Here is a 15,720-nt window from a genome sequence, read left to right as displayed (position 1 = left end):
GAACCCAGATGAAACTTTCAGCCCTTAGCTATATGCTCGTTATCGTCTTGCTTGCGGGCTGCACCCGCGTGGAAACTAAGAAGCTGGCCGTCGACGCCAACGGCGGCATGTCCGGCAAGAGCATCGCGTTTACTCAGTATGATAAGCCTGACTTCGTGGCCATGACCGCCGGCAAGGCGGCCTTTGGAGTCATTGGCGCGCTCACCATGAGGTCTGCTGGCAATGCGATCGTCAAAGAGAACGCCATCAATGACCCTGCGATCAGCATAAGCGAACAGTTGACCAATGCGCTGATTCAGAAGAACGACATGAAGAAGTCAGCGACCAACGTCAACGTGGTACGCAATGACGATGTTTCGGCGCTTTCCAAAAGCTATGCTCATGTCGACTACATCGTCGATATCAAGACGACCGATTGGAATTTCTCCTATTTTCCCACGGACTGGTCTCACTATCGCGTGATGTACGAGGCACGAATGCGTGTCATCGATACGTCGAGTCGCAAGGTGGTCGCCCAGACCGTTTGCAAATCGGAGCCGTTGAAAGATAGCCAAGCGCCCACCAAGGACCAGCTGCTTGCGGACAACGCAAAGATGCTCAAGAACGCCCTTCAATCGGCAGCCGACACTTGCAGCAACCTGCTAAGCAAGGAAATCCTGCAAGCCTGAGTGACCTCACCACTTAGCAATGACCTTGCTTTAGATAGGAGCAAGGTTATTGCGGCCACGACAGAGAACGCTCTCGGGCACGATGCACCGACGTGAGCAAGCCTATTGCCAAAGCGGCACTCACCAGCCTCATCGCATTGCTCACCATGCCCCAGCCTCCGCTGGCGGTCGACATGTCGAACACGCCCCATGCTGCATTGAGCGAGATGTGGAACAGCAGGCCGCTCCAGATGGTGTAGCGGTTGAGTGCATCCAATAGCGCGAACACCACGCCGCCGAGGAAGGTGAGCGCGAATACGATGAGCGCCTCATCGCTGCCACGCAAACCCCACCAGTGATACAAGCCAAAGCAGGCAGCCTGCAACAGCACGGCGTACCAACGCGGCCAGCGCAAGCCCAGGCATGGAAAGACGAAGCCGAAACCGCGAAAGGCCAACTCCTCGGCAAAGGGAAACAGGAGCGCAGTGAACAGCAGGCCTTGCCAGTCGATGGCCTTGTGCACCGTGCCCGTCAGGGCACTGCTCACCCAGAACGGCACGGTGCTCAACAGCACCAGCATGGGGCCGCGCCACCCACAGGCACCCAAGCCCAGCCGCTGCACCAGACCCTGCGCGGCGGCGCGACCTGGCCACAGCAGCACGGCGAGCACGGCCACTACTACCAGCAAGAGGTTGTCCATGCTCGAACCGGCATAGGCCGGCAGTGGCAGGCCCGGTATCGGGAAGCCTGCCCAGGCAGCCATGTCGCGCAGGTTGGTGGCCAGCAGCAGCACCAGGAACACCACGATGCCCTGGCGCACAGCCGCAAACGGTTTCCATGCAGTCATTCCCTTTCCCCTTGGCTTGTCATGTAGAGCGGGTCCCTTCCCGGGCCATGGCTTGTTGGATGCGCGCGGACGTCCGTCCGTTTAAACGCATCACGAACCCTGGATGCCGCTCACACACCCCCTTAAGAATTCGCTGCACACGGGTTTGACGGCATGCGTGCTCCAATCAACGCTCGAATGCGTGCCTTGCCGGTGGGGCGGCGAGCAACGTGCGATGGGAGGCGGCGGGTGAACGGGTAGCCGTGGGGCGCCTGCTTCACGCGCTGAGGTCGCACTGGGTTGAAGAGGGTTCCACGCACAGTGTGGGGGCGTTGTGACACGTCCATGCTTACCCATGGTTGCCGTTGCGGCACTGGCCGTGTGGCTGATGGTGCCCTTCTCGCTGGCGGCCCAACAGGCCCCAACCGGCGACTCCACGTGGCTGCCTGCGAGCACGCCGTACACCAACGATGGCCGTTGGGGTTCCGCGGGCGCGGCCGCCTGGGTGCCCCCCGTGCAAGAACACTGGCAGCTCACCTCGCTCGCACCTCAAACCTATCTGCCGGCACCGCTGCCCTACATGCTCGACCCCGATCTGCGCGCCACGTTGCCCATGGCCCCAGAAGGAACCACGCATGCGGTGGCCTTTGCGCCACTGGTCGCCAGCTATGCCGTCGGTGCCACGGGACACTTGGCGTTCTCGCTGGGCATCACCGCCGCCAGCAACGGCACGACGAACGGCTCACGTGTCGCCAGCACGCTCAACGTGTGGTCCATCGTGCCCAAGGTGGCCTATACCAAGGTGTTTGCCGGCACCGGCGTGGAGTCGTCCACGGTGTTGGCGGTGGGCACATTCTCGCGAAGCGCGGTCGCCAACTATCAGAACGGCGCGGTGGGCCGCATCGAAACCCTGTTGATGCAACGCATGCCCGGCGGGTGGAGTTTTGGCGGCGTCGCCGCGGCCCTCGAGCAGACCAATATCCCCAGCAACGCCATCCCCAGCCATGTGCCCAACTACAACAGCGTGGGCGGACTGGCCATCGGTGCCGGACCGCAGGTGAACTGGAGCACGCACTGGCAAGGTGGGCGCATCGAACTGCAATACCGCTGGATCTACGAGTTCCGCGCGCCAAACGGCCGCAACGATCAGCCGATGCTGCTCTCCGCCACCCTGCACCTTTAAAGGCGCGTATCACGGCGGGAGGTAGCTGCCTCCCGCCATGGGTCATGCGTCAACCCTTGGGTTTGGCCTTGGGGGTGACTGTTACCGCCACGGCTTCCACATAGGTGATGCGCACCATGTCGCCCACCTTGAGCTTGCTCATGCGCGCCTGCCGGGCCGGGTCTTTCACCTCGATCACGCGCTCTTTGCCGTCCGCGCCGGTGAGTGTCACCGTGTGGTGTTTGAGATCCACGGCGGTAAGCTTGCTGGTGATGGACACCGAATGGCCGCTGGTCATGCCCGGCTTGCCATTGAGCGGTGCCGACGACGCACCTGACTCCACCTCGGTGCCTGCCTCGGCGCTATCGGCCGGCAGCAATTCCAGCGCGATGGCGGACTGGTAGTGCGCCGTAACCTGGTCGCCGGGCTTGAGATGATCCAGGTGGACCTCCGGCCCGGCTTCCACCGTGACCTCGCGCCCCGAAGCGCCCTTGAGGGTGACGATGCGACTGTCCGGGTCTACCGCGACCACCGTGGCGGTAAGCGTCACCTCGTCACGGGCGAGTTCGCTGGCGACGGTGTGGACGGTGGCCGCGTGGGCCAACTCCTGTGGCTGCGCCATGCCGGCGCCCGGCAGCGCCAGGGCCAGCACACAGGCCGTGCCCAGCAGGGGCGATGCGAAACGTTGCGGCTTGCTCATGCGTGCTCTCCTTCATCGGTCATCCCGGAGCGATGGGCGCGCGGTAACGCACGTGACGCCACAATGGCACTGCGAAGCACCCACCTCACCGCCGGGTCGGGCTGTTCTACCGGGCGTGGGGTGAACGTGGCGTGCCGTCTTTACCTTTATGGGGCGTGACGACGCCGCGCCCAGGTGAGTAAGGTGCTGAGCATGCCCCCGCCTGGAGACTCGCCATGGCCTATGTCGCCACACTCGATACCGCCTTGGTCACAGGCGCGTCCGCCGGCATCGGCGCCGCCTACGCCGACCGCCTGGCCCGGCGCGGCCACCCGCTGGTGCTGGTGGCGCGCCATGCCGACCGCCTGCACGCCCTGGCTCAACGCCTCGGCCACGACTACGGCGTAGCGGTGGACGTGCTGCCGGCCGACCTCACCTCGCCCGGCGAGCGCCTGCATGTCGAACAGCGACTGCGCGACGATGCACGCATCGGCCTGCTGGTGAACAACGCCGGCATCGCCAGCGGCAGCGCTATTGCCAGCACGCCTGCCGACGTGCACGAAGCCATGCTGCAACTCAACGTGATCGCCCCCACGCGACTGGCAGGCGCCATCCTGCCGCGCCTGCTGAGCCGTGCTAACGGCGCCATCATCAATATCGGTTCGGTGCTGGCGCTCACGCCGGACAGCTTCGGCGGCAGCTACGCCGCCAGCAAGAGCTATCTGCTGAGCTACACCCAGGCACTGCATGCCGAAGTATCCGCACAAGGCGTGCGCGTGCAGGCGGTGTTGCCGGGCGTCACCCGCACTCACTTGCAGGGCGAGGCAGGCGATCGGCTCAAGCACCTTCCTCCCGCCTGGGTGATGGAAGTGGACGAGATGGTCGATGCCGCCCTGGCCGGCTTCGATGCCGGCGAACTGGTGACCATACCCTCACTGCCCGACCCCGCCGACTGGCAACGCTACGAAGTGGCGCGCCATCGGCTGGCGCCCATGCTCTCGCGCGACCGCGCTGCCGACCGCTACAAGAGCGATATTCCCGAAGATGCCTGAGCCACCGCGCGCGCGGCGCGATATAGTGTCCGCACGCCGCGCGAACACCGTGCGGCCGGCGCGGGCGGGGAGCCCGCACCCTTCACGTACATTCATGGGAGAACCGCCATGCGATATACGTTACTGGAGGGCAGCAAGGACGGCCTGACCCTTGTCGCACGCGTATTGTTGATGATTCTGTTCGTCGTGTTCGGCTGGAGCAAACTCGTGGGCTTTTCGGCCACGGCCGGCTACATGGCCTCGGTCGGTGTACCCATGCCAACCGTATCTGCAGCCGTGGCGGTGATCATGGAGTTCGCCGTGGGCGTGGCGATTGTGTTGGGCTTCTACACTCGCCCGCTGGCCTTATTGCTCGGCCTGTACACGCTAGCTGCCGCGCTGATTGGCCACCCCTTCTGGAACATGGTGGACCCGGACCGCGCCAGCGCCATGATCAACTTTTACAAGAACGTAAGCATCGCTGGCGGCCTGTTGCTGCTTTGCCTCAACGGCCCCGGCCGTTACTCGCTCGACGGACGCTGAGCAACCTCCCCTCAAGGCCCGCTTAGGCGGGCCTTCTGCCCTGGCGACGCCGGGTCGCCGGGCCAACGGTGCAGCCGCCTTTTCCGCAGAAGCGCGCGGCCCTGTGTCGATGGGTATGCCTCCCCAGCCCGCCCCTAAGGCGCCTTGATCGCTGCCCGCTCAAACGCTCGAAACAACAGCGCTGTGCCCCAGATACCCAATACGCATTGCGCCGTAAGAAACAACGCGCCTGTCACATAAAACAACCAGCGCAAGGCCATATCGCCGGCAAAAAGCAGAGGTACCAGGATCAGCGTCGAGTAAATCAGGCCCAGGCCTGAACTGGCCGCCAGCAACACCAGGCTGCGATGATCCACCCGGTAGTACGCACGCAACTGCATGAAGAACATCGCCAGCGTCGTCATGAAGCCGAGCAACACCGTGTAGAAGACTAGAGCATGCAAATGACCCGCCATGGAAACCTCGCGACATAACGCTGACTATCGACACAACGCACCACTCGTCGCAGCGCTGACGTACGAGTGGTCCGGCCATCACTGGGCCGGGCGTAAGATGGCGCGGATCGCCAGTCTCTCGTACCGCCAACGTGGCGCTACGGTGGACGCCCACCCAGTACAACCCAATGCCCTCGATCCGCACACACGACCTATCCATCCATACGCCACAGGGCCAGTTGTACGCTAAACGCTGGCATTACGGCGCACCGTCGTCGCAAGACCTCGCGCCCTTGGTGCTTCTGCATGATTCGCTTGGATGCATAGCGCTGTGGCGTGACTTTCCGGAGCGCCTGGCGCACTCGGCACGCCGCGACGTGATCGCCTACGACAGGCTGGGCTTTGGTCTTTCCGACCCGCACCCAGGCGCGCTAGACCTGGACTTCATCCAGCGCGAGGCCGGCCAGGGCTTTCAGGCGGTGTTGGATCAATGTCAATTGCGGCGGGCCATCCCCTTCGGCCACAGCGTGGGAGGCGGCATGGCCGTTAGCTGCGCGGCTACCCATGCGGATCGCTGCACCGGATTGATCACCGAATCGGCGCAAGCGTTTGTGGAGGACCGGACGCTCGCAGGCATTCGCTACGCCCAGGCGCAATTCGCCGACCCCGCGCAACGGGATCGCCTGCGCAAATACCACGGTGACAAAGCCGAGTGGGTGTTGAATGCCTGGATCGATACCTGGCTGGCGTCCAATTTCACTGACTGGAACCTCGATGCTGTGCTCCCGAAAGTCACCTGCCCGCTGCTGGCCATCCACGGTGAGCTGGACGAAACGGCTCCATCCTGCATCCCCAGCGGCTGGCTGTGCGAGTCTCGGGCGAGGTAACGCTAGCGGTTCTTTCTCCGTGCGGCCACATACCCCACCGAGAACGGGCAGATGACGTGCTGGCGCGTGTCACCGCCTGGATCGATCAACACCAACGCTCCGATGTGCAGGCAAGCACACCGAAAACGCGGCCTTGATGCCACCTTGATACGCAAGGGCCAAACTCAGCACCGTCTTTAGACGGCCATTTCTAGCATCTGCGGCAGTTTCCTCGCGGCGCATCGATACCCGAGCGTCGCTTTACGCGGATGCCATCATGAAAACAACACTGCTCCTTGCGCTCGCGGCTTTGCCGCTGGGCATGACCTCGCTCGCCTTCGCACAAGATAACGGCATCGTCGCCCCCATCGACGAACTGACTGCCCCTCCAGCAGCCTCCCCGGGCACAGGACCCGGTTGGCAGGTAGCCTTCAATGCGGGCGCACAAAGCGACTATGTATTTCGCGGCATCAGCCAGACCAACGAGCGCCCCTCGGGCTTTGCGGGCGTCGATATCACTTATGACAGCCGCTGGTATGTGGGTGCGTGGAGCTCCAATGTCGACTTCACGCCATCGGGCGACACCAGCACCCGACAGGAGTACGACGTGTATGGCGGCTGGCGCCCCACCTTGGCCGGAATCAACCTGGACATTGGCTATATCTACTACGGCTATCGTGACCAGCCACGCGGCACGCGCGAAGCCTATGCGGAAACCTATCTGCGCAGCACGCATGCGTTCGGCGCCTTGACGCTCGGCGGCGCCGCCTACTATTCACCCAACTTTCCGGGTAGCGCCAAGCACGCGATGTATGGCGAAGCCAACCTTAGCTACGCCATCAACGCAGTGTGGAGCACATCGGCCGCGCTGGGTCGGCAGTACATCGCCCATGCGGTAACCCGCCCGGATGGCAGCACCACACGCTTTGCCTACAACACCTGGAATGCAGGTCTCAGCTGGTCCATCAACGACCACACCGCACTGGACCTGCGCTACTGGGATACCGACACCCACGGCTCAGGCGACATCTACCACGCCCGCGTGGTGGCGAGCCTCAAGGCCACCTTCTGATGACACCTTGGCTATCGCCTCGCCCTGGCACAGACCGGCGAGGCGATAGCCCACCTGCAACTCCGTCATCAGATGCTTCGGCCGTGCCGGATCGCTCTCCAGCTTCTGGCGCAAGTTGTTCATGTACACGCGCACGTAATGCGGCCGATCCGCGTATCCCGGCCCCCACACCGACAGCAGCAGCTGCCGATAGGTCAGCACTTTGCCGTGCCCTCGAATCAGGCTGGACAGCAGGCGGAATTCGATCGGCGTGAGATGCACGGCGACCCCGGCGCGCTGCACTTCGTAAGTCGCCAAGTCCACGCTGATCTCCCCGAAGCGTACCATCGTAGGCGCTTCGCCTGCCGGGCCCACTAGGTTCGCGCGCCGAAGCTGGGCACGCACGCGCGCCACCAGCTCGGGCACGCCGAAGGGCTTGGCCAGGTAATCGTCCGCACCGGCCTCCAGCGCCGCGACCTTCTCCTGCTCATGCTCCCGCGCCGACAATACAAGTACAGGAACATGAGACCAACCGCGTAGATCCTGGATAAATCCCTTGCCATCACCGTCCGGCAGGCCAAGATCCAACACCACCAACTGTGGCTGGCGAGTGGCCGCCCCGATGCGTGCCTCCAGCGCATTGGCCGCCTCAAATACCGCCATACCTTCACGCTCCAGCGAAAGGCGCACGAATCGCCGAATATCGGCTTCATCTTCCACCAATAGAATCCGCGGACGCATCACGGCGTGCACTCCGGCTCCATCGGTGGCGCCGCATGCAGCGGCAGCATGAGGCGCACATGTAGGCCATGTGGTTGCCTTGCTTGGGCGTCAATCGATCCGCCATGCGCCTCCACAATACTTCGACACAAGGCAAGCCCAAGCCCAACTCCGCAGATGGACGATTCGCGCACGCCCCGCACGAACGGAGTGAAAAGCTGCTCAGCCGATAGGCCGTGTGGCAATCCTGGGCCGTCGTCTTCCACGCAAACATGCAGCATGCCATCGCTTACGAAAGCGCAAATGTCGATGCGCGAGCACTCCGGCGTGTACTTGATCGCGTTGTCCAACAGGTTCACCAACACACGCTCGAACAGACAGGCGTCGAGCAAGACCAGCGGCAAGGAAGACACAGCCTTTACCGTGATGGTACGCCCCTTAATATCGATCGACGTACTGTCAACGGCGGCCCCGATCACCTCGTCCATGGCATGCCAATCCCGTTGCAGATGCACGCCATGCTCCTGCATGCGCGCCAGGTCCAACAGATTGCAAACCAAGCGGTGCAAGGCGTCGGCTTGCCGGCCAATGGCACGTGCCAAACCTCGCGACGCTTCGTCGCCTGCGACCTGCACTATGTCCAGCGTTTCGGCCATACCTCGAATCGCCGTAAGCGGCGTCTTCAAATCGTGCGATATCGATGCCAGCAAGGTGTGTCGAAATCGCTCGCCTTCCATGCGCACCTGCGCTTCGCGTGCCAGTTCGGCAAAGTGTATACGCGCGAGCGCCTGACCCACCAAGGCGCAGCAGGCATCCAACTGCTGTCGCTGCTCCTCTTTCAAAGATGCGCTGTGCGCCTCCCGCCACAGCGCCAGTACGCCCTGCGGGCCTTGCGCGGAAATGACCGGCACATAGATGAATTGCATATCGGTTAGCGGATGCACGCATTCCGCTCGACGCCGTCGCTCGTAAGTCCAACGTGCCACGGCAACATCAAAGTCGCCGTGCGGCCAGTCGCCCCCAGCATCCATGTCAGGCATCCAAAGACCGCCTTGCGTCTGGAATACCGGTGCAATGGTCTGCCGACACACCGCGTGAATAGCCTCCAGGCTAGCGGCCGCGGACAACTGCCCGGCGACATGCGCCAAAGTCGTCGCTCGATGTTCCCCGGCCACGGCGCGAGCCGCACCTTCGCGCATGCGGGCAGCAAGCTGACCGGTGATAAGCGCTACCGCCAGGGTCAAAGCGAAGGTGAACAGATACTGCGTGTCCGACACGTGGAACGAGAAAACCGGCGGAACGAAGAAGAAGTCAAAGCTAAGCACGCCGAGCAAGGCCGCCAAGGCGCCGGCCAGGCGCCCCACACGCAAGGACACCAGCACCACGGTAAACAGGAACAGGATCACCACATTGGCAAGGTCGAATACCTTGAGTAACAAGGCTGCCGCTACTGTCGCTACACTGCTCGCCACCAGCGCCAGCAACAAACCGTGCCAGGACCTTGTGGCCCGCTGTTCTCGCGAAAATCGGCCCGAGCCGGAGACGCCGGGACTTACGGCCGGTTCTGTGTGCATGAGCGTGCGCCACCACGCGCGCCCTCAAAAAAACGCGTGAGTTCGCGCTTCGGCAATGGGGCACGGTGTATGGCGAGGCAGGGAATCATCCCAACATTCTGTCCCGACCACTCATAAAGTTGCGGTATGTACGAGCCCTGTCGCCGTATAGATGTCGTAAATCGCGACGGCTGCGTCGTTCATGCTGCCAGTTGGCGCAGCGGGATACTCAGAGCGATGCGAACTCCGGTAGCAAGGTCGTCGTTGCTCACGATGGTGGCGATTGGCGCGCTGCGTCAGATCGTTTCAGCACAAATGGGTGATGTGTTCCGTTCACTCCTCCAATTCATGCCTCACCGCGCACTAGCGAGCCCCGCTTGCGGCATATAGATCGACGAGGCGCTTGTTGATCCTGAGCGAGGAGGACAGAAGATCAAAGGATAGATAGGGACGTTCAAATCTCTGAGTTCGCCTTAGGCTCGCGAAAAGGCGATATCGCCGACGGCCATCTGACTTTGCTGATCAGAACAAGCCCACCGATGATCAAGCCCATTGCCAGGCCATTGGTCACGGTCAAGCGCTCACCAAGTACGAGGAAGGCGGACAGCCCACCGAAAACCGGCACCAGTAAGGCAAAAGGCGCCACCATGTTCGCGGAATACTTCTTCATGAGATTTCCCCAAAGGCCGAAGGCTACAACGGTCGCAAGCAAACTAGAGTATGCGACGACTCCAAAGCCTTGTGGCGTCATCAAACGTGTGGCGACGTCCACCTGCCCGGACTCGAAGACCGCAGACAAGGCCAGCATGGGCAACGGCGGGATGATGCTCATCCAGATCATCAGCCGATAACTATCGACGGCTGCGCTTTTGATGATGATGTTGGCCACAGCCCACGCCAGAGCGGCGCCTATCGTGCAAAGGAACCCCACAGCGGTGAAGCCAAGCTGCCCGCCGCTTGTGATCAGACACATGCCCGCAGAAGCGATCAACATGCCTATCCATTGCTGGATGGATGGGCGATCGCCCAGGAACAGCATCGATAGGATCATTGTGAAGATCACCTGCGCCTGCAGGACTAGAGAGGCCAGCCCTGCGGGCATCCCGATCTTCATGCCGAGGAATAGCATGGAGTACTTCACCGTCCCAAGCACTACGCCAACATTGAAGATCACAGCCCAAGGCACGCTGCCACGCCGTATCAGAAATACCGCGGGAATGGCGGCCAGTGAAAACCGAAAGAAGGAGAATAGAAAAGGCGGAAAGGACTCCAGCCCAAGATGGATGGCGACAAAATTGAATCCCCAGATGGCGGCGACGAGCAAGGCTAGCATCGAGTCCTTCAAGGCCATGGCATCAACTCCAGATTCTCGCAACTTGGAAGCGACTGTTTCACCCGCTCATCTACGTCCGAATTTCCTCTTGCGACATTTGCATGCGAGACGCACCACGCTCAGCGCCTTGGATTTGTTCTTTCCAAGAGCAGCCAGAACTACGACTTGATGCTTCTCGACGACCGGGACTAACAAGCTATAGGCACGTTACCAACCTACCCATGCAGCCCGACGCCACTACATATCCCTCTCGCGAATGAATCGCCGATGTCGGCTTTAGGGAAGGTCAGATTGATCGACATTTTGCTCGTCATTCCTGCGAAAGCAGGAATCCAGTGCCCTTACGTTCAGAGATTTACCGACACTGGATCCCAGCTATCGCTGGGATGACGATTAAAATCTGAGCATCCTTAGAGCCCCTTGAGAGAGAGAACAGAATCATTGTGCGCACCCCGTGCATCTAATCCACTGGGTGTTCGCCTGCAAATGAGTAGGCGCGCGTGCGGTCTTTCCATAGGCAGAGCCAAAACAGCGATCAACGTGAACCTTTGCATGTCAATGGTTGCGAAGGATGTGCGCCGTAGAGCAAGACCACGCTTCGCCACCACGCTTCACCCGAGACTCGCGCAAACAAAAAGCCCATGGAGACCATGGGCTTCCTGGAGACGCTTAACGGCTAGATAAGCCGGATCGATCAGAACGGAATATCGTCGTCGTCGAAGCTGTTGTTCTGCACCGGGGCCGGGGCCGACTGGCGTTGCTGGTTGCCGTAGTTGTCGTTGCCGCGCGCGCCGCCGCCGAAGTTGTCGCCACCGCGCGACTGGCCGCCACCGTAGCCGCCACCGCCGCCACTCTGGCGCTGCTGGCCGCCGCCACCGCCCTGCGAGCGCTGGAAGCCACCACCACCGCCACCGCCGCCCATGCCGCCTTCGGAGCCGCCGCCGAGCATCTGCATTTCGTTGGCGATGATGTCGGTGCTGAAGCGCTCCACACCGTCCTTGTCGGTGTACTTGTCGGTGCGCAGCGAGCCTTCGATGTACACCTGGCGGCCCTTCTTGAGGTATTCGCCGGCGATTTCAGCGAGGCGGCCGAACAGCTTCACGCGGTGCCACTCGGTGCGTTCCTGCTTTTCGCCGCTCTGCTTGTCGGTCCAGTTCTCGGAGGTGGCGATGCGCAGGCTGGTGATGGCCGTGCCGTTGCCGGTGTAGCGGGTTTCGGGGTCCGCGCCGAGGTTGCCGACGATGATGACCTTGTTGATACCGCGTGCCATGGATGGATTTCCTCTGTGAGCCGGCGCTGCGTTCTGGGGCAGTCAGCACCGGGATGGTTGATCGGGGAGCCATGATAACTGCCGGCCGCCTGGGGCAACAGGTTGACCCTGCAGGCCCTGGCCGATGGCTAGCTCCCCCCCCTGCCCTCCGGGCGTTGGCCTGAGGGAAAACTGGCCGCCAATCAAAGCACTTGCCGTTCTCAGGGGTTGCGACGAGCCCGGGCGTCTCAGACGGCGGTGAGGAAGCGGTAACCCACCCCGGGCTCGGTCTTGAGCCAGCGAGGGCTGGCCGGGTCGTCGCCCAGCTTTTGGCGCAGCTTGCCGATGACGATGCGCAGATAGTGGCTGTCATGGGTGTGGGTGGCACCCCAGATATCGCGCAGCAATTGCTGCTGGGTGACCACGCGGCCGGCGTGCCGCAGCAGCATGGCAAGCACGGCATATTCCTTGCGGGTCAGCGCCAAGGGCACCCCATCCAGGGCCACCTCGCGCCGGGCCAGGTCGATCACCAGCCGGCCGTCGTCATAGCGCTGGGGCGCTTCGGGTTCGCCCGGCCGATTGCGCAGCAAGGCGCGCAGGCGAGCCATGAGTTCTTGGATACCGAACGGCTTGGTCACGTAGTCGTTCGCGCCCGCGTCGAGTGCCTTGACCTTTTCGCTTTCGGCGTCGCGCACCGAAAGCATGATCACGGGCACGTGACTCCATTGGCGCAGTTCGGCCAGTACCTCGTGCCCCTCACGGTCGGGCAAGCCGATATCGAGAATGACCAAGTCGGGCGAACGCGTCGCCGCCAGTGCCAAGCCCTCGGTGCCGTTGGCGGCGAGCAGCACCTCGTAACCTTCGGCACGCAGGCCGATATCGAGGAATTTGCGGATCTGGGCCTCGTCATCGATGACCAGCACGCAGGGCGTGGCAGCGCTCATGTGGGATTGTCGGGCGGCGCCGGCAACGGCAGGGTGATGCGAATGGTGGTGCCAATGCCGTCGCCCGGCAAGGCCTCGACGCTGCCGCCATGCGCGCCGATCATGCCGCGGCAGATTGCCAGCCCCAGGCCCGTGCCCTGCGGTGCGCGGTCACCACGGGATACCGAATAGAACATGTCGAAGATGCGCGCGCGTTCGTCCTCGGGAATGCCAGGGCCGCGATCGATCACGTCGATCTGCATCTGCTCGCCCTTGGCGCGCACCACCACGCGCACCGCTTCGCCCGCTGGCGAGAAGCGCGCGGCATTCTCCAGGATATTGAACAGCGCCTGCTCGATCAGCGCCGGGTGCACGTACAGCAGGATGGTGCTGGGCGGCAGCACGATATCCAGCTTGAGGTCGGGGAACAGCTTACGCAGGCGCGTGGTGGCAGCGGCGACGATTTCGGCGGCGTCGGTCCAGTCGCGATTGAGCTTGAGCGTGCCGTGACCCAGGCGTGTCATGTCGAGTAGGTTCTGGATGTAGCGATCCAGCCGCTGGCCTTCACCAAGAATGGCCTCCAGCAGTTCGCGGCGTTCTTCCGCGGGCAACTGGTCCCCATAGCTGGACAAGGTGCCGGCCGAGCCGATCATCGACGCCAGCGGAGAGCGCAGATCGTGCGATACGGAAGACAGCAGCGCATTACGCAGCCGCTCGGTTTCGCCTTGCACGCGCGCGCCTTCCAACTCGTCCGCCAAGCGGGCGCGTTCAAGCGCCTGGCCAATGTCCTGCACCATGGTCAAGGCAAGGCTGCGTTGATCGGGCGATGGCTCGCCTTGCTCCGGCGGAAAGCGCAACGCGGCGGCGCCGAGCTTGTTGTCCTCGCTGCCCAACGGCAACACCCAGCACGGCGCAGCATTCAATGTATCGGTATAGCGGCCAGCTTGCTCGGCATGCTGTTCGCTCCACCCGGCAGCGGCCAGATCTTGGGTGGCGAGTGGAAAGTCACGCGGCGACGCGGCCACGGGTCTCAATACTTGGCTGGCATCACGCGCGAGGATGGCCGCGTCGCAGCGCAGCGCCTGGGCCAGCGCGGCTGCACCCACTTTGCGGATGCCATCGGCGTCCGTACTCGTCGCCAAGCGTTGACCCAACGCCAGCAACGCTCGCGCTTGCGCATGCGCTGCGCGCATGGATTCCACCTGGCTGGCCAATTGCGTTGCCAGCCGGCTGCACACCAGCGCCGCCACGAAGAACAAGCATACGGCGAGCACGTCATCGAAGCTGGCGATGGTGAGCGTGTAGCGCGGTGGCGCAAAAAAGAAATTATCGCCAAGGAAACACAGCGTCGCCGTGTACACCGCCACTGCCATGCGGGTGCGTACCGCCACCACTAGCACCACGGTGAGGAAGATCAGCGAGAGGTTGGCCACCGACAGGTAGCGATCCGCGATGAAGGCTAGCGCGAAGCCAGCCAACATGGCGAGCGTAGCGAAAACATATTCGCCACGCCGGCCGCGCCCACCCGGCATGCGCAAGCGAAGGCGTGACTTGGCTCGCTCTGCCGGCGTAGCGATAATGGTGAGTTCCAGATGCGCGCCACGGCGCAGCAGCAACTGGGTGAGCGAGCGACCCAGCATGCGTGCCAAAGGGCGCTCACGCGTACGGCCGAGGATGATCTGGCCGATGCCTTCGCGATCAGCGTGCGCAATCAGTTCGTCGGCGATGGCATGACCACGCAGTACCACGGTATCACCACCCAGGCGACGAGCCAGTCGCATGGCGGTGTCGATGCGCTCGCGCCGTGCCTTGTCCAGCGTGGCCCCGGTATCCACAAACGCTACGCTCCACGGAGCGCCTCGCCGCTCGGCGATACGGCGGGCCACACGCACCAGATACTCGCTCTGCGCATGCCCGTCGATGGCGGCCAATACGCGACGACGCACGGGCATGGCGCCGCCACGTGCCAGCATGTGCTCGCGCAGGTCGCTGTCCACGTGGCCGGCGACCGTTTCCACCGCCAGTTCGCGCAACGCAACCAGGTTGGTTGGCGAGAAGAAGGCATCCAGGGCGGCAGCTGCCGTTTCCGGCACGTATACCTTGCCCTGTTTGAGACGTTGGATCAGCTCGCGTGGCGGCAAGTCCACGAGCACGATGTCGCGAGCACGATCCAGGAAGGCATCGGGCACAGTTTCGCGCACGGTGACGTTGGTGATGCGCCGCACCTGATCGTTGAGGCTCTCCAGGTGCTGCACGTTGAGTGCGGTATAGACCTCGACACCGGCGTCGAGCAGTTCGGCGATGTCCTGCCAGCGCCGCTCATGGCGTCCACCTGGCAGGTTGCGGTGGGCCAACTCGTCCACCAGGATCACATCGGGACGCCGTTGCAGGGCGGCGTCCAGGTCGAACTCGGTGAAGTCGCGGCCGCGGTAGTTCACTTGCCGCCGAGGCAACTGCTCGAGCCCTTCGAGCAAGGCCTGGGTTTCGGCGCGACCGTGCGTTTCCACCAGGCCTACCACCACATCCACGCCCTGCCGCTTCAGCTCGCGCGCGGCCGAAAGCATGGCGTAGGTTTTGCCTACGCCAGGCGCGGCGCCCAAGAAAATCTTAAGGCGCCGGTTGCGCTCGTCCTGCACCGAATCGAGCAAGGCGTCGGCGCGGGCTTCACGAGAGAGCTCGGACATGCATTCCCTTGTCTGGGTG

At 62.9% G+C, this 15,720-nt stretch carries 15 protein-coding genes; 6 read left to right on the top strand and 9 right to left on the bottom strand.

Going from position 1 to position 15,720, the window contains the following annotated elements:
* The first annotated feature begins 8 nt into the window (after window positions 1-8).
* Complete coding sequence (locus tag AC3G2C_RS05850) at window positions 9-668, top strand: hypothetical protein (RefSeq protein ID WP_488383675.1); 660 nt, start codon at window positions 9-11, stop codon at window positions 666-668.
* A 46-nt stretch (window positions 669-714) separates the two neighbouring features.
* Here the strand turns inward: AC3G2C_RS05850 and AC3G2C_RS05845 are convergent, their stop codons facing one another.
* Entirely contained in the window at window positions 715-1,494 is a 780-nt protein-coding gene (locus AC3G2C_RS05845) for a CPBP family intramembrane glutamic endopeptidase (RefSeq protein WP_488383674.1), read from the bottom strand.
* Window positions 1,495-1,828: 334 nt separating this feature from the next.
* On the opposite strand from AC3G2C_RS05845, the gene AC3G2C_RS05840 reads away from it, so the two are divergent.
* On the top strand, window positions 1,829-2,656 hold the full coding sequence (locus AC3G2C_RS05840; RefSeq protein ID WP_488383673.1) for a transporter: 828 nt from the start codon (window positions 1,829-1,831) through the stop codon (window positions 2,654-2,656).
* 49 nt (window positions 2,657-2,705) lie between these two features.
* On the opposite strand, the gene AC3G2C_RS05835 is transcribed toward AC3G2C_RS05840, so the two are convergent.
* The gene (locus AC3G2C_RS05835; RefSeq protein WP_488383672.1) at window positions 2,706-3,335 is read right to left on the bottom strand and encodes a hypothetical protein; all 630 of its coding nucleotides are present in this window, start codon (window positions 3,333-3,335) and stop codon (window positions 2,706-2,708) included.
* Window positions 3,336-3,550: 215 nt separating this feature from the next.
* On the opposite strand from AC3G2C_RS05835, the gene AC3G2C_RS05830 reads away from it, so the two are divergent.
* Both AC3G2C_RS05830 and AC3G2C_RS05825 read left to right on the top strand, forming a co-directional pair.
* On the top strand, window positions 3,551-4,366 hold the full coding sequence (locus AC3G2C_RS05830) for an SDR family NAD(P)-dependent oxidoreductase (protein WP_488383671.1): 816 nt from the start codon (window positions 3,551-3,553) through the stop codon (window positions 4,364-4,366).
* Window positions 4,367-4,474: 108 nt separating this feature from the next.
* Window positions 4,475-4,888, top strand: a complete 414-nt coding sequence (locus AC3G2C_RS05825; protein WP_488383670.1) for a DoxX family protein — start codon at window positions 4,475-4,477, stop codon at window positions 4,886-4,888.
* A gap of 134 nt (window positions 4,889-5,022) precedes the next feature.
* Here AC3G2C_RS05825 and AC3G2C_RS05820 read toward each other — a convergent pair whose 3' ends face one another.
* A complete protein-coding gene (locus AC3G2C_RS05820) occupies window positions 5,023-5,343 on the bottom strand; it encodes a hypothetical protein (RefSeq protein ID WP_488383669.1) in 321 nt (106 codons plus the stop codon).
* 131 nt (window positions 5,344-5,474) lie between these two features.
* On the opposite strand from AC3G2C_RS05820, the gene AC3G2C_RS05815 reads away from it, so the two are divergent.
* Window positions 5,475-6,209 (top strand): alpha/beta fold hydrolase, encoded by a 735-nt coding sequence (locus AC3G2C_RS05815; RefSeq protein ID WP_488383668.1) that lies wholly within the window; start codon window positions 5,475-5,477, stop codon window positions 6,207-6,209.
* Between the two features lie 256 nt (window positions 6,210-6,465).
* A complete protein-coding gene (locus tag AC3G2C_RS05810; RefSeq protein WP_488383667.1) occupies window positions 6,466-7,260 on the top strand; it encodes a TorF family putative porin in 795 nt (264 codons plus the stop codon).
* On the opposite strand, the gene AC3G2C_RS05805 is transcribed toward AC3G2C_RS05810, so the two are convergent.
* The 6 genes from AC3G2C_RS05805 to AC3G2C_RS05780 all read right to left on the bottom strand — a co-directional run bounded on the left by AC3G2C_RS05805 (window position 7,207) and on the right by AC3G2C_RS05780 (window position 15,701).
* Complete coding sequence (locus AC3G2C_RS05805; protein ID WP_488383666.1) at window positions 7,207-7,980, bottom strand: response regulator; 774 nt, start codon at window positions 7,978-7,980, stop codon at window positions 7,207-7,209. The two genes, AC3G2C_RS05810 and AC3G2C_RS05805, sit on opposite strands and share 54 nt — an antisense overlap.
* Window positions 7,980-9,446 carry a DUF4118 domain-containing protein gene (locus tag AC3G2C_RS05800; RefSeq protein ID WP_488383665.1) on the bottom strand — a complete coding sequence of 489 codons (1,467 nt, stop codon included), beginning with the start codon at window positions 9,444-9,446 and terminating at the stop codon, window positions 7,980-7,982. Before AC3G2C_RS05800 ends, AC3G2C_RS05805 begins: the two co-directional genes overlap by 1 nt.
* 520 nt (window positions 9,447-9,966) lie before the next feature.
* Window positions 9,967-10,863: an EamA family transporter gene (locus AC3G2C_RS05795; protein WP_488383664.1), complete on the bottom strand. Its 897-nt coding sequence runs from the start codon at window positions 10,861-10,863 to the stop codon at window positions 9,967-9,969.
* 676 nt (window positions 10,864-11,539) lie between these two features.
* A complete protein-coding gene (gene ssb / locus AC3G2C_RS05790; protein WP_488383663.1) occupies window positions 11,540-12,115 on the bottom strand; it encodes a single-stranded DNA-binding protein in 576 nt (191 codons plus the stop codon).
* Window positions 12,116-12,342: 227 nt separating this feature from the next.
* A complete protein-coding gene (locus AC3G2C_RS05785) occupies window positions 12,343-13,038 on the bottom strand; it encodes a response regulator (RefSeq protein WP_488383662.1) in 696 nt (231 codons plus the stop codon).
* Window positions 13,035-15,701 carry an ATP-binding protein gene (locus tag AC3G2C_RS05780; protein ID WP_488383661.1) on the bottom strand — a complete coding sequence of 889 codons (2,667 nt, stop codon included), beginning with the start codon at window positions 15,699-15,701 and terminating at the stop codon, window positions 13,035-13,037. The genes AC3G2C_RS05785 and AC3G2C_RS05780 overlap by 4 nt, the downstream gene beginning before the upstream one ends.
* Between the last annotated feature and the right edge of the window lie 19 nt (window positions 15,702-15,720).

The organism is Frateuria sp. sgz306004 (genome assembly GCF_057750885.1).
Note: the sequence above shows the minus strand (reverse complement) of the source record. Positions and strands in the feature narration are given on the sequence as shown.

Excerpts from the sequence above, each read along its gene's own strand:
- AC3G2C_RS05850 (WP_488383675.1), top strand. The coding sequence starts at position 9 with ATGAAACTTTCAGCCCTTAGCTATATGCTCGTTATCGTCTTGCTTGCG.
- AC3G2C_RS05845 (WP_488383674.1), bottom strand. The coding sequence starts at position 1,494 with ATGACTGCATGGAAACCGTTTGCGGCTGTGCGCCAGGGCATCGTGGTG.
- AC3G2C_RS05840 (WP_488383673.1), top strand. The coding sequence starts at position 1,829 with ATGGTTGCCGTTGCGGCACTGGCCGTGTGGCTGATGGTGCCCTTCTCG.
- AC3G2C_RS05835 (WP_488383672.1), bottom strand. The coding sequence starts at position 3,335 with ATGAGCAAGCCGCAACGTTTCGCATCGCCCCTGCTGGGCACGGCCTGT.
- AC3G2C_RS05830 (WP_488383671.1), top strand. The coding sequence starts at position 3,551 with ATGGCCTATGTCGCCACACTCGATACCGCCTTGGTCACAGGCGCGTCC.
- AC3G2C_RS05825 (WP_488383670.1), top strand. The coding sequence starts at position 4,475 with ATGCGATATACGTTACTGGAGGGCAGCAAGGACGGCCTGACCCTTGTC.
- AC3G2C_RS05820 (WP_488383669.1), bottom strand. The coding sequence starts at position 5,343 with ATGGCGGGTCATTTGCATGCTCTAGTCTTCTACACGGTGTTGCTCGGC.
- AC3G2C_RS05810 (WP_488383667.1), top strand. The coding sequence starts at position 6,466 with ATGAAAACAACACTGCTCCTTGCGCTCGCGGCTTTGCCGCTGGGCATG.
- AC3G2C_RS05805 (WP_488383666.1), bottom strand. The coding sequence starts at position 7,980 with ATGCGTCCGCGGATTCTATTGGTGGAAGATGAAGCCGATATTCGGCGA.
- AC3G2C_RS05795 (WP_488383664.1), bottom strand. The coding sequence starts at position 10,863 with ATGGCCTTGAAGGACTCGATGCTAGCCTTGCTCGTCGCCGCCATCTGG.
- ssb (WP_488383663.1), bottom strand. The coding sequence starts at position 12,115 with ATGGCACGCGGTATCAACAAGGTCATCATCGTCGGCAACCTCGGCGCG.
- AC3G2C_RS05785 (WP_488383662.1), bottom strand. The coding sequence starts at position 13,038 with ATGAGCGCTGCCACGCCCTGCGTGCTGGTCATCGATGACGAGGCCCAG.
- AC3G2C_RS05780 (WP_488383661.1), bottom strand. The coding sequence starts at position 15,701 with ATGTCCGAGCTCTCTCGTGAAGCCCGCGCCGACGCCTTGCTCGATTCG.